This is a genomic window from Streptomyces sp. NPDC018947 (genome assembly GCF_044390505.1).
In the GTDB taxonomy this organism is placed as follows: Bacteria; Actinomycetota; Actinomycetes; order Streptomycetales; family Streptomycetaceae; genus Streptomyces.
Map to the genome: position 1 here is coordinate 159,436 of NZ_JBIRZD010000017.1, position 12,627 is coordinate 172,062.

The 12,627-nt window shown below is 73.9% G+C and carries 11 protein-coding genes; 3 read left to right on the forward strand and 8 right to left on the reverse strand.

Annotated elements, in window-relative coordinates:
- Window positions 1–3: 3 nt before the first annotated feature.
- Window positions 4–1,296, reverse strand: coding sequence for an ABC transporter substrate-binding protein (locus ACH499_RS28760; protein ID WP_399019363.1), 1,293 nt, complete (start codon window positions 1,294–1,296; stop codon window positions 4–6).
- A gap of 217 nt (window positions 1,297–1,513) precedes the next feature.
- On the opposite strand from ACH499_RS28760, the gene ACH499_RS28765 reads away from it, so the two are divergent.
- Window positions 1,514–2,560 (forward strand): LacI family DNA-binding transcriptional regulator, encoded by a 1,047-nt coding sequence (locus ACH499_RS28765; RefSeq protein WP_356203969.1) that lies wholly within the window; start codon window positions 1,514–1,516, stop codon window positions 2,558–2,560.
- A gap of 165 nt (window positions 2,561–2,725) precedes the next feature.
- Window positions 2,726–4,081 carry an amidase gene (locus ACH499_RS28770; RefSeq protein ID WP_399019366.1) on the forward strand — a complete coding sequence of 452 codons (1,356 nt, stop codon included), beginning with the start codon at window positions 2,726–2,728 and terminating at the stop codon, window positions 4,079–4,081.
- Window positions 4,082–4,087: 6 nt separating this feature from the next.
- Here the strand turns inward: ACH499_RS28770 and ACH499_RS28775 are convergent, their stop codons facing one another.
- Both ACH499_RS28775 and ACH499_RS28780 read right to left on the reverse strand, forming a co-directional pair.
- Entirely contained in the window at window positions 4,088–4,570 is a 483-nt protein-coding gene (locus ACH499_RS28775) for a GNAT family N-acetyltransferase (RefSeq protein ID WP_399019368.1), read from the reverse strand.
- Window positions 4,571–4,608: 38 nt separating this feature from the next.
- Window positions 4,609–4,785: a hypothetical protein gene (locus ACH499_RS28780; protein WP_356203975.1), complete on the reverse strand. Its 177-nt coding sequence runs from the start codon at window positions 4,783–4,785 to the stop codon at window positions 4,609–4,611.
- 475 nt (window positions 4,786–5,260) lie between these two features.
- On the opposite strand from ACH499_RS28780, the gene ACH499_RS28785 reads away from it, so the two are divergent.
- A complete protein-coding gene (locus tag ACH499_RS28785) occupies window positions 5,261–5,704 on the forward strand; it encodes a hypothetical protein (protein WP_399019370.1) in 444 nt (147 codons plus the stop codon).
- A 214-nt stretch (window positions 5,705–5,918) separates the two neighbouring features.
- Here the strand turns inward: ACH499_RS28785 and ACH499_RS28790 are convergent, their stop codons facing one another.
- The 5 genes from ACH499_RS28790 to ACH499_RS28810 form a co-directional block, all read right to left on the reverse strand.
- Window positions 5,919–7,412 (reverse strand): SDR family NAD(P)-dependent oxidoreductase, encoded by a 1,494-nt coding sequence (locus tag ACH499_RS28790; RefSeq protein WP_356203979.1) that lies wholly within the window; start codon window positions 7,410–7,412, stop codon window positions 5,919–5,921.
- 102 nt (window positions 7,413–7,514) lie between these two features.
- Entirely contained in the window at window positions 7,515–8,855 is a 1,341-nt protein-coding gene (locus ACH499_RS28795) for a wax ester/triacylglycerol synthase family O-acyltransferase (RefSeq protein ID WP_356203981.1), read from the reverse strand.
- A 235-nt stretch (window positions 8,856–9,090) separates the two neighbouring features.
- A complete protein-coding gene (glgC, locus tag ACH499_RS28800) occupies window positions 9,091–10,311 on the reverse strand; it encodes a glucose-1-phosphate adenylyltransferase (protein WP_356203983.1) in 1,221 nt (406 codons plus the stop codon).
- A gap of 54 nt (window positions 10,312–10,365) precedes the next feature.
- Window positions 10,366–11,571, reverse strand: a complete 1,206-nt coding sequence (gene glgA, locus ACH499_RS28805; protein ID WP_356203985.1) for a glycogen synthase — start codon at window positions 11,569–11,571, stop codon at window positions 10,366–10,368.
- A 122-nt stretch (window positions 11,572–11,693) separates the two neighbouring features.
- Window positions 11,694–12,446: a (2Fe-2S)-binding protein gene (locus tag ACH499_RS28810; protein WP_399019374.1), complete on the reverse strand. Its 753-nt coding sequence runs from the start codon at window positions 12,444–12,446 to the stop codon at window positions 11,694–11,696.
- Window positions 12,447–12,627 lie beyond the last annotated feature (181 nt).

The following is a 12,627-nucleotide window of genomic DNA, read 5'->3' on the forward strand; positions in this document are numbered from 1 at the left end:
GCCTCAGCCCTGCTGCCGAAGGAGCCGGTCGCACGCCTTGACAGCGTTGTCGAGGGCTTCCTTCGGGCTCTGCTTGCCCTGGAGCGCCTTGGCCACCTCGTTGCGCAGCTCGGTCTTCATCTGCTCGCTGAACAGCACCGGCGTGTAATTGACGGCGGTCTTCAGCGACTTGGCGGCGGCGACGCGCACCCGGGTCTCGTCGGTCCCGTCCTCCTCGGTGAAGTACGGGTCGTCCAGCGAACCGGCGGTGCTCGGGAAGACGGCGACCTGCTTGGCGAACGACATCTGGTGCGCCGCGTCGGTGACGAAGTGCGCGAAGGCCACCGCGGCGGGCTTGCGCGGGCTCTGCGCGTTCACCATCACGCCCATCACGTACATGTTGACGTGGCCGGTGCTGGTGATCTGGTCGGTGATGCCGATGTCGCGGTACAGGGACGGCGCCTGCTTCTTGAAGTTGGCGAGGTCCAGGGCGCTGCCGGGGTTCATGGCGACGGCCCCGGTGAGGAACTTCTTCCCGGCGGACTCGGGCGTGGCGGTCAGCGCCTGCCGGTCCAGCGCCTTGGCGTCGTACAGCTCCTTGTAGCGGGTGAGCAGTTCGACACCCTTGGCGTCGTTGAACGCGAAGGCGGTGCCCTCCTCGTTCATCAGCGGTACGCCGTAGCGGCCGAAGTCCTCGATGGCGGGCACGTTGGCGAGGGTGGCGACCTCGCCGCCGGTCTTCTCCGCGATCCTCAGGCCGGCGTCGAAGAGTTCGTCGTACGTCTTCGGCGGCCGCTCGGCGTCGAGCCCGGCCTTGCGGAACAGGCTCTTGTTGTAGAACAGCGGGCCGGTGTTGAGGTACCAGGGGAAGGCGTACGTGCCCTCCATGCCCGGTATCCGGTGACCGGCCCAGGCGCCCGCCAGGTACTCCTTCTCGTACTGGCCGGCGGCCTTGTCCAGGTCGAGTGCGAGGCCGGCCTTGGCGAGCGGGGCGACGAGGTCCGGGGAGACGTTGACGACGTCGGGCAGGGTGCCGCCGGCGGCGTCGGCGCTGATCTTGTCGGCGTAGCCCTCCGCGGGCTGGTCGACCCACTTGACGTGGGTGCCGGGGTGCTTCTTCTCGAACTCGGCGATCAGGTCCTCGAAGTAGGGCTTGAAGTTGGCCCGCAGGTTCCAGGTCTGGAAGGTGATGTCGCCCTCGACCTTGCCCGAGGCGTCGGACGAGCCTCCGCCGCCGCCCCCGGAGCCGCAGGCGCTGAGCGGCAGGACGAGGGCGGCTACGGCGGCGACGGCGAAGGTTCTGCGCGAGGTGGGCACGGTGGCACGTCTCCCTGAGGACGTCGGGCGGTGGGATGCCAGCGACCATGCACGGCGACGGTCCGGGAAGTCAATGCATTCGCGCCAACTAAAGAAATACGGACGGCATTAGTCCAGGTCAGGCGGGCATTGAGGGACAGTTGCCGCAGTGGACTAATGCGCTTTAGGATCTTTCCACTCAAGCGCTTTAGCGAACGCACCTAAGAAGGGAGCGCACATGCCCGCCAAGCGGCCCGCCGCGCGTCGGCCGACGATGAAGGACATCGCGCGCCGGGCCGGGGTGTCCGAGAGCGCGGTCTCCTTCGCGCTGAACGACCGGCCCGGGGTCTCCGAGGTCACCCGCGACCGGGTGCGCCGGGTCGCCGAGCAGTTGGGCTGGCGGCCCAGCACGGCGGCCCGCGCCCTGTCCGGCGAGGGCTCGGCGACGGTCGGCTTCGTGCTGGCCCGGCCCGCGCACACCCTCGGCGTGGACTCCTTCTTCCTGCAACTGGTCTCCGGCATCCAGGAGGTGCTGGCCCGGCGTCACCTCGGCCTGCTCTTCCAGGTCGCGCGGGACGTCGAGGAGGAGTGCGCGGTCTACCGGCGCTGGTGGGCCGAACACCGCGTGGACGGCGTACTGGTGGTCGACCCGCGCACCGACGACCCGCGCCCGGACCTGCTCGACGAACTCGGCCTGCCCGCCGTGGTGATCGGCGGGGCGCCGGACGAACGGCACCCGGGGCTGTCGACGGTGTGGGCGGACGACGCCGGGGCGATGGCCGCGCTGGTGGACGGGCTGCACGCGCTCGGACACCGGCGGATCGCGCACATCGCCGGGCTGCCGGAGCTCGCCCACACCGAGCGCCGCATCCGGGCCCTGCGCGCCGAGGCCGAACGCCGGGGCCTCGGCGAGGTGCGGTCGGTGACCACCGACTACTCCGACGCCGAGGGCGCCGCCGTCACCCGCCGGGTGCTGGAGGCACCCGATCCCCCGACCGCGCTCATCTACGACAACGACGTGATGGCCGTCGCCGGGGTCGCCGCCGCGGCCGGACTCGGGTTCTCGGTACCGGCGGACGTGTCCGTGGTGGCCTGGGAGGACTCCGCCCTGTGCCGCATGGTCAGGCCCTGGCTGTCCGCGCTGTCGCGGGACAGCGTGGAGTTCGGCCGCACGGCGGCGACGGAACTGACCGCCCTCCTGGACGGCGGCCCGGCGCGCACGGTACGGGTGCCGGTGCCCCGGCTCATCGAACGGGACAGCACGGGACCGGCACGGCCCGCGTGACCGTGCGTGACCGGACCCCGGCGGCCGGGGCGCCCGCGACGCCGGACCGTGCGACCGCCGGGCCGGCGCGGTCCCCGGTCCGGCTCTCGACGCGGACGGCCCGCGGCGGGCAGAGTGCTCCTACGTACTCGCCGGTAAGACCGATCGCATCCCCGAGGAGCCTCCGTGACCGACTGGCCCGGCAGGACCGCCGCCGAGATCGCCGCCGCCGTACGCGAGAAGCGGGCCGCGCCGCGGGAGGTGGTGGCCTCGCATCTCGAACGGATCGAGCGGCTCGACGGCCGCGTCGGCGCCTTCCGCGCGGTGCGCTCCGAGGCGGCGCTCGCCGAGGCGGAAGAGGTCGCGGCCCGGGGGGATCTGGCCGAACTGCCGCTGGCGGGCGTGCCGGTGGCCGTCAAGGACAACCTCGCGGTGCGCGGCGAGTCCGTCCGCGTGGGGTCCGCCGCGACGCCGGACCGCCCCGCCGGGGCCGACCACGTCACCGTGGCCCGGCTGCGGGCGGCGGGCGCGGTGGTCGTGGGGCTGACGAACGTGCCCGAGCTGTGCGTCTTCGGCACCACCGAGGGCGTGTACGGCACCACCCGCAACCCGTGGGACCCGGCGCGCACGGCGGGCGGTTCGTCGGGAGGCAGCGCCGCCGCGGTGGCCGCCGGGCTGGTGCCGCTCGCGCTGGGCAACGACGGCATGGGCTCACTGCGCATTCCGGCGGCCAACTGCGGCCTGGTCACGCTGAAGCCGGGCCACGGCACCGTCCCGGCCGGCATCGGCGACGGCGACTGGTTCGGCATGTCGGAGAACGGGCCGCTGGCCACGACGGTGGAGGACGCCCGCCTGATGCTGTCGGTGCTCGCGGACGTCCCCGCCGACGGCCCGGCGTTTCGCCGCCCGGACCTCGGCAGCCTCCGGATCGCCGCCTCCCTGCGCAGCCCGCTCGCCGGCGTCACCGTCTCCCGCCCCTGCGCGGACGCCGTCCGGGAGGCGGCCGGGGTGCTGATGAGGGCGGGGCACCAGGTGCGCCGGGACGACCCGCCCTACCCGCCGTCGCTGGGCGTCACCGCCCTGACCCACTGGACGGCGGGCACCTCGGTGGACGCGCGGGGCCTGGACCCGCGGCTGCTGGCCCGGCGCACCCGGGTGCACGCGGGCATCGGGCGGCGCTTCGTCCGCGCGGTGTCCACGGGCGCGGCCCGGGAGCGGCTGCGCGAGCGCCTGACGCCGTTCTTCGACGCGTACGACGTGCTGCTCACCCCGGCGCTGGCCCGCCGCTCCCCCAAGGCGGCGCCCTGGCACGAGCGGGGCTGGCTGCGGAACGTGGCGGCCGACTCCGCGTACTCGCCGTTCACGCCGCCGTGGAACCTGACCGGCTGGCCCGCCATGTCGGTGCCCTTCGGCACGCTGCCCTCGGGCGCCCCCGCCGCCGTGCAGTTGGTGGGGCGCCCGGGGTCGGAGGCGGTGCTGCTGGAGCTGGCCGGGCGGATCGAGGCGCTGCGCCCCTGGCGGCGGACGGCTCCCCTGGACTGAACGGCCCTACAGCGCGCGGTACATGATGTGCAGGCCGACCGGGCCGTGCCGCGGGTGGTCGAAGGCCTCCGGCACGGTACCGAGGACCGTGAAGCCGAGGGAGGTCCAGAGCCTGACGGCGGGATTGGTCTCGACGACGGCGTTGAAGACCATGCCCCGGTACCCGTCGGCCCTGGCGGCGGCCAGGACGTGCTCGGCGAGGGCGCGTCCGGCGCCCCGGCCCGCCCGGTCCGGGTCGACCATGAAGCCCGCGTTGGCGATGCGGGCGGCGGGACCGCCGTAGTTGGGGGTGACGTAGGCGGAGGCCACGACGGTGCCCGTGTCGTCCTCGACGACGAAGACCCGCTTGGCGGGGTTCATCCACAGGGCCCGGGCCACGTCCTCGGGGGTGTCCGGGTCCCAGGCGTAGGTCTCACCCGCCGCGACGATGCGGTGCCAGAAGGGCCAGATGCGCGGCCAGTCGTCGGCGGTGGCTTCCCTGATCAGCATGGGCGTGAGTCTCGCACGCCCACGCGTTCGGCGGCGCCTCAGTCCACGCTGGGCAGGATGTGGGGCTCGGCGAGGTCTTCCTCGTACCCGGCGAGGCGGATGGGGGCGGACCGCGCCCACACGTCGAGGCTGCCGATCTCTCCTGGCCGGCGGCCCGCGCGCTCGGCGCGTTCCCTGGGGCGTTGCTCGGGGTTCGTCGTGGTCTCCGGTGTCACCGCGCACTCCTTATGTGTCGGGTCACCCTCGGGCCCCGCCAGTCTTACGTCCGGCACTTGGCGCCCGCTCGGGTCTCGGTCGAATGCAGTTCGGACGCGGTGGCGCCGGCAACTCGTGCGGGAGCAGGCCGTTGTGGACCGGCTTGTCCCATGACGGACCGGTGGGTATGGGTTGGACCCCGGTTACTGCTGTCCATCCGCTCCAGACTAACCAAATGAGCGGGGGTGCGCTCTATGGGGCCCCACGACTTGGGGTAACCATTGCCCGCCGCTCCGCGCACAGTTGGTCCGGCTCGCCCCGGTACGTTCATATTTGCCCGGCCGTACGGCTCACCCGTTCGGCCTATGTCATCGACCGTGCCTTCGCATCGCGGCGCCGAGGCGTCGCGCAGTTCAGTCGCCGTTGGCCGCGCCGCAAGCTCGCCATGGTGGTCTGTCGGCCGGGCAACGGCTGTCTCGCGGGGAGGACCGGGGCATGGAACTGCGCAGTGTCGAGGAGCTGATGGACCTGCTGTACGCCTGTCGGGGCGCACGGCCGTACGCCGGTCGCGGCGGCGGGCCCGCGGACCCGCACGGGCACGCGCTCAGGACGGCCGCGCTGCTGCGCCGGCGGCGCCCCGCGGACAAGGAGCTGCAGGTGACCGGGCTGGTGTCGCCGGTGGGCCGGCTGCTGTGGCCGGGCGGACCGGCCGGACGGACGGCGGACGCGGTACGGCCCCTGCTCGGCCCGCGTGTCGCGCACCTGCTGGCGGGGCACGTCCGCCCGGACGCCGGGGCGGGCGACGACGATCTGCTCAGCCTGCGCCAGGCGCACGAGGAGGCCCGCACCGCGGACTTCGACGCCGGAGTCCTGGAGGACTGGCGCACGGTGCTCGAGCTGGTGGCGGCGCGCAACTCGCGGCTCGGCGCGGTCGACTGACCGCACCCGCCGCGGGCGCGCGAGGCGTGCCCGAGATCGGAAGGGGCCGCGCGGTGCCCCCCGACGGGGCGACAGGCCCAGGGGCGGGCCTGCATGGGGTCGAACCACGAAGAACGCGCAACCGGCGCACCGGGCACGCCGGCGCACACCCCACGATAGGGCGGCACCCTCCGGACGGGCCAGCGGATTTGACGCCGTCGGCCCGCCCGGGCACTCACCACTTGCCGGGCGCGTAGTCCTTCAGGAAGACGCCGTACAGGTCCTCGCCCGCCTCGCCGCGCACGATCGGGTCGTAGACGCGGGCGGCGCCGTCGACCAGGTCGAGCGGGGCGTGGAAACCGGCCTCGGCCAGGCGCAGCTTGTCGAAGTGCGGACGCTCGTCGGTGATCCAGCCGGTGTCGACCGAGGTCATCAGGATGCCGTCGGTGTCGAACATCTCCTGGGCGCTGGTCCGCGTCACCATGTTCATCGCGGCCTTGGCGGCGTTGGTGTTGGGGTGGCCCGCGCCCTTGTAACCGCGGGCGAACACGCCCTCCATCGCGGAGACGTTGACGACGTAGGCCCGCCCCGTGGACGCCCTGCGCGCGGCCTCGGCCATCGCCGGCCGCAGCTTGCTGATGAGGATGAACGGCGAGGTGTAGTTGCAGAGTTGGGTCTCCAGCAGTTCCACCGGGGAGATCTGCTCGATGGTCTGGACCCAGGTGTTGGTGTCGACGACGTCGGGGACCAGGCCGCCCGCGTCGATGGCGGTGCCCTCCCGGTGCCGGACGACGCTGGCGTTGCCGGCGACCAGGGCGAGGTCGGCCACCTGCTGCGCGTCGAGCCCCGAGGCACCGACGGGCAGCGCGGCCAGGCCGTCCACCGCACCGGAGTTGAAGGCGCCGATGACGTGGTGGGCGGGCAGCTCACCGGCCGGCAGCGGGGCGCTCTCGCCCTCGACGAGCGCGGCGTAGGCGGAGGGCAGGCGGCGTACGGTCTGGGTGGCGTTGTTGATCAGGATGTCGAGCGGGCCCCGCTCGGTGACCTGCTCCGCCAGGGCGACGGCCTGGGCCGGGTCGCGCAGGTCGATGCCGACGACCTCCAGGCGGTGGATCCAGTCGGCGGAGTCGTCCATCGCCTTGAAGCGGCGGATGGCGTCCTTGGGGAAGCGGGTCGTGATCGTCGTGTGGGCGCCGTCGCGCAGCAGCCTGAGCGCGATGTACATGCCGATCTTGGCCCGGCCGCCGGTGAGCAGGGCGCGCTTGCCGGTGAGGTCGGTGCGGGCGTCGCGCCGGGTCCGGTTCTCGGCGGCGCAGTCCGGGCAGAGCTGGTGGTAGAAGTAGTCGACCTCGACGTAGCGCTGCTTGCAGATGTAGCAGGAGCGCGGGCGCTGGAGTATGCCCGCGATGGTGCCCTCCTCGGTCCGCGAGGAGGGCAGGATGCCCTCGGTCTCGTCGTCGATGCGCTGGGCGGAGCCGGTGGCGGTGGCCTCGGTGACCGCCTTGTCGTGGGCGGTCTTGGCGGCCCGGCGCTCCTGGCGGCGGCGCTGCTTGACCGTGCGGTAGATGTGCGACGTGGCCCGGCGCACCCGGATCGCGTCCGGGTGGTCGACGTCGAGCCGGTCGAGTTCCTCCAGCACGCTCAGGCAGACGGCGAGCCGTTCCGGGTCGATGCCCGGGCCGTACACCACCTCGTCCGTGGTCGCCGAACCGTCCTGTGTCACCGTCATGGCCGCTGCCGTTCCCTGGTCACCGTCGCGGCGCTCGAGACGCGCCCGCTGTCGAACAGCGGATTTTATTCGGCGCCGGGACGGTGACCAAACCCGGACGGGTCAGGGACCGCAGGCGGTGAGCAATGTCTCCACCTCCTCGGACAGGGCGAGGGCGAACCGGTCGAGGTCCGGCACGGCCCGCGCGTCGGCGACCAGCCCGTAGTGCACCCGCCCCCGGTACGTCGAGACTGCGACCGCCAGGGAGTGGCCGCGGGCGAGCGGCGCGAGCGGGTAGACCTCGGTGAGCGGGTGTCCGCCGAGCCTGAGGCCGAGGCTGGGCAGGGGCACGCTGGTGACCAGGACGTCGAACCAGAGCCGGGCCGCCTGGCCGACCAGGGGGCCGCCGAGCCGGTGGCCGAGCGCGGGGACGTGGTCGGCGAGCAGGGCCACGGCGCCGGCGCCCCGGCCCGGCCCGGCGTCCTTGTTGCGGTCCATGGCGGCGCGCACCGTGCCGAGGCGGGACAGCGGGTCGGGGTCGCCGACGGGGAGCCGTATCAGGTAACCGGAGAGCCGGTTGCCCTGCGGGTGGGCGGTGCGCGGACGGCGCTGGGAGACGGGGATCAGCGCGCGGGGCGCGACGCCCTCGCTGCCGTCGCCGCGCTCGTCCAGCCAGCGGCGCAGGGCGCCGGCGACGACCGCGATCAGGACGTCGTTGACGGTGCCGCCGACGGTCTTGCGGATCCGGTGCACGTCGTCGAGGTCGACGGCCACGCCCGCCGTGCGTCGGGTGCCGGAGGACTCGGCGGTGAGCGCGGGCGAGGACCGCACGTCCAGGGTGGACAGGGCGGCGGCCGCGCCGATGTCCAGTGCGCGTCCCGCGTGGGACAGGGCGCCGCGCAGCTTCCCGGGGAGCCGGCTCAGGTCGGGCAGGAGACGGGGCGGGGGCTCCTCGGGGCGGGGGCGGGGCGCGGGCATGTCGACCGGGTCGAGGACGCCGGCCGCGAGGGTGAGGGCGCGCAGTCCGTCGGCTAGGGCGTGGTGGAACTTGAAGAGCACGGCGAAGGAGGTGCCGTCCGCGCCGGGCAGGACGTGGGCCTCCCAGGGCGGCCGCTCGCGTGCCAGCGGGCGTTCCATGAGGCGGCCCGCGCGGGCGTGGAAGTCGGTCGTCGGGGAGTGCAGCCGGACGTGGTCGAGCGGGTCGAAGCCGGGGTCGGGCTCGCGGGTGGCGCCGCCGAAGGAGAGGGGCCGGCGCAGGGCGAGCGGCGGCTGCCACGTGTCCCGGATCCGCATGCGCAGTCCGGGCACGCCGGGCGCGCGGGCCGCGAGCAGGTCGGCGGCGTGGGCGCCGGCGGTGGGCGAATGGGCCGGGAAGACGCCGAGCGCTGCGAGGTGCATCGGGTGCTCGGCGGACTCGATGTTCCAGAACGCCAGGTCGAGGGGGGCGAGCAGATCGGAAGTCACGGGCGTGCCTCGCAGGGACGACGGGTGGACAAGCAGTCAATCGCCCGCCGACGATTACGGTCAAGTACGATCAAGCTACGCACAGTTAACAACAGATTAAAGTCCGGCCCCTCCGAGCACGGCTGGGGCTCGTGGGACTCATGGGGCGTCTGAGGTCATCCGGCCCAGGGGGGCGCCGACCGCCCCCGCGCTTCCCACCCGGACGGGTGCGGGCCGACCGGGCAGCGGCCCGCCCTCAGCGCACCCGCTGCCCCTTGCCGAGCGCGATCACGCCGCCCTTGGAGACGGTGTAGAGGTCGGCGTCCCGCTCCGGGTTGACGCCGATCGTCGCGCCCGGCGGCACCTCGACGTTCTTGTCGAGCACCGCCCCGCGCACCACCGCGCCCCGGCCGATGTGCACGTTGTCGTGCAGCACCGAGCCCTGTACGACCGCCCCCGGGTCGACCACCACGCCGGGCGACAGGACGGACCGGGTGACCTGGCCGCGGATCAGGCAGCCCGCGCTGATGATCGACTCGCCGGCCATGCCGCCGGCGTTGAAGCGGGCCGGGGAGAGCTGGCTGGAGTGGGTGTAGATGGGCCAGTCGCGGTTGTAGAGGTTGAACGCGGGGCGCTCGGCGATCAGGTCCATGTGGGCGTCGTAGTAGGCGTCGAGGGTGCCGACGTCCCGCCAGTAGCCCTGGTCGCGGGAGGTCTCCCCCGGTACGTGGTTGGCGCTGAAGTCGTAGAGCGCCGCCTCCCCCCGGTCGGTGAGCTGGGGCAGGATCGAGCCGCCCATGTCGTGCACGGAGTGCGGCTCCTCGGCGTCCCGCTGCAGGGCCTCGACGAGGGCCTTGGTGGTGAAGACGTAGTTGCCCATCGAGGCGAAGACGCGCTCGGGGTCGTCGGCGAGGCCCGGCGGGTCGGCGGGCTTCTCCAGGAAGCCGGTGACGGTCCGGCCGTCGGACCCCGGCGTGATCACCCCGAACGACGGCGACTCGGCGCGCGGCACCCGGATCCCGGCCACGGTCACGCCCGCGCCGGACTCGATGTGCTGGGCGAGCATCTGGCGCGGGTCCATCCGGTACACGTGGTCGGCGCCGAACACGGCGACGTACTCGGGCCGCTCGTCGTGGATCAGGTTCAGGGACTGCAGGATCGCGTCGGCGCTGCCCAGGTACCAGCGCGGGCCGAGGCGCTGCTGGGCGGGGACGGGCGTGATGTAGTTGCCGAGCAGGCTGGACATCCGCCAGGTGGTGGTGATGTGCCGGTCCAGCGAGTGCGACTTGTACTGCGTCAGGACGCAGTTGCGCAGGATGTCCCCGTTGACCAGGTTGGACAGCACGAAGTCGACGAGCCGGTACGTGCCGCCGAAGGTGACCGCGGGTTTGGCGCGGTCCGCGGTCAGGGGCATCAGGCGCTTGCCCTCTCCGCCCGCCAGCACGATCCCGAGCACCGAAGGACCACCACGACGCATGGCCGCTCCCCTCACCCTCGTTGGTGGCCCATGCCTGCCCGTGGGCCCGTCCGTCTAAGCCTGTCGGATGATCTCCTCGTAGAGCCGGACCGTGCGGCGGGCGACCGCGTCCCATCCGAACTCGTCCACCGCTCGCTCCCGTCCTGCCTCGCCCATCCGCCGTGCGGCCTCCGGGTCGCCGAGGACCAGGTCCAGGGCGCGGGTGAGGCCCGCCTCGAAGTCGTCGTCCCGGTCGTCGTCGCCCTCGTCCGTCCCCGGGGACCCCTTGGTCCCCGCGGGCCGCCTGGGCACGAGTACCCCCGTTTCGCCGTCCACCACGACCTCGGGGATGCCGCCGACGCGGGAGGCGACGACGGGCGTGCCGCAGGCCATCGCCTCCAGGTTGACGATGCCGAGGGGCTCGTACACCGACGGGCAGACGAAGACCGCGGCGTGCGTCAGCAGCTGGATCACCTCCGGGCGCGGCAGCATCCGCGGTATCCAGTGCACGCCCTCGCGCGCCCGGCTCAGCGCGGCGAACAGTTCGCGGAACTCCCGGTCGATCGCGGGGGTGTCCGGGGCGCCCGCGCACAGCACGACCTGCGCGGCCGGATCGATGCCCCGCACCGCGCGCAGCAGGTGGGGCACGCCCTTCTGGCGGGTGATGCGGCCGACGAACAGGACGTAGGGGCGGGAGCGGTCCAGGCCGATCCGGTCCAGGACGTCGGTGCGGGGGTCGGGCCGGTACAGGGAGGTGTCGATGCCGTTGTGGACGACGTGGACGCGGGAGGCGTCCAGCGCCGGGTAGCAGGCGAGGACGTCCTCACGCATGGCGCCGGACACCGCTACCACGGCGTCGGCGGACTCGACGGCGCCGCGTTCGGCCCAGCTCGACAGGGCGTAGCCGCCGCCGAGCTGTTCGGCCTTCCAGGGGCGCAGCGGCTCCAGGGAGTGGGCGGTCACCACGTGCGGTATGCCGTGGAGCTGCTGGGCGAGCCGGCCGCCGAGACCGGCGTACCAGGTGTGGGAGTGCACCAGCTCGCGGTCTTCGAGGGCGGCGGCCATGGCGAGGTCCACGGAGAAGGTGCGCAGCGCCTCGTTGGCGCCGTCGAGCGCGGACCAGGGGCGGTGGCGCACCACGCCGTCGGCGCGGCCCTCGCCCCAGCAGTGCACGTCCAGGTCGACCAGGCGGGTCAGCTCGCGGGCGAGGAACTCGACGTGGACCCCCGCGCCGCCGTACACGTCGGGCGGGTACTCCCGGGTCAGCAGTCCCACACGCACCCGGAACCTCCCGTGGCTCGGCCGCTGGTTCCCTCATGGTCACCCAGAGGGGGCGCGGGGGGAAGAGTGCGGGAAGGGCGCTCCGGAGGCGGAGTTGGGAAATGCCGGCCCCGGGACCCGGGCTACCGGGGAGGGGAGGGGGAGGACCGGGGTCCGGGAGGCCGGGAGAAGCAGCAGTCGCCGCAGACGCCTCCGCCGGGGACGCGGTAGTACAGACAGCAGCTCCGGCGCCGGAAGGCGGTGCCGGTGAGGGTGCCGGTCCCGGCGAGCCGGGGGTGGGCGAGCAGACCGGCGGTGAGGGAGCGGGCGCGGGCGGCCGTGTCCGTACGGCCGTGGCGGCGGGCCCAGCGGTCCAGTTCCCGGCCGGCGCCGGCCAGCGCGGAGGCGGCGTTGCCCCACAGCAGTCCGGGCGCGAGGCGGTACCGGGCGTGCAGCGCCGCCGTCAGCGGTGCCAGATGGGTGCCGAGCACGGTCTCGGCGGCGGTGGCGGTGTCCCCCGGCAGGGCGCGCGCCTCGGTCAGCCACAGGTCGTCGGGTGCGGTGGCCTCGGGGTCCCAGTGCAGCAGGGCCGGATCCAGGTCGGGGACCGCGCCGTACAGCGCGGCGCAGCCGAGCGTCACCGACCAGAGGCGGGCCGCGAGTCCCTGGTGGGCCACGGACGCGGCGACGCGGGTCTCGGGGGTGCGGAGGGCGGCGGCGACCTTCCGGACGCGTGAGGCGAGGGGGTCGGGGTCGTCGGCGGACCGGGCCGGAGGGTCCGCCGAGTAGGCCCGCGCGAGGGTGGGGAGGGGGCGGTGCGGGGGCGGCGGGGAGACGCGGAGCACGGAGAAGCCGCCGAGCGGGCGGAGAGCGGCGAGGGCGGGGTCGAGGTCCACGGGCAGCAGTAGTATCAAGGGCTTCGCGGCGCGTGTGCCGCGGGCCTCGCGGGGCCGGTTCCGGCCTCCCTCCCCGGGCCCGGGGACCGTGCCCCTTGCCGCTCGGGGTGGGGGCCCCCGGCTCTCGTCGCCCACCCTGGGGAGGAGGGCGCCGCGTTCGTACTCCATCGGCAGTATGACG

What these genes read in the sequence shown, in the direction of transcription:
- ACH499_RS28775 (WP_399019368.1), bottom strand. Translation starts at nt 4,570, where the DNA reads ATGCTGATCAGGGAAGCCACCGCCGACGACTGGCCGCGCATCTGGCCC.
- ACH499_RS28765 (WP_356203969.1), top strand. Translation starts at nt 1,514, where the DNA reads ATGCCCGCCAAGCGGCCCGCCGCGCGTCGGCCGACGATGAAGGACATC.
- glgC (WP_356203983.1), bottom strand. Translation starts at nt 10,311, where the DNA reads ATGCGTCGTGGTGGTCCTTCGGTGCTCGGGATCGTGCTGGCGGGCGGA.
- ACH499_RS28790 (WP_356203979.1), bottom strand. Translation starts at nt 7,412, where the DNA reads ATGACGGTGACACAGGACGGTTCGGCGACCACGGACGAGGTGGTGTAC.
- ACH499_RS28785 (WP_399019370.1), top strand. Translation starts at nt 5,261, where the DNA reads ATGGAACTGCGCAGTGTCGAGGAGCTGATGGACCTGCTGTACGCCTGT.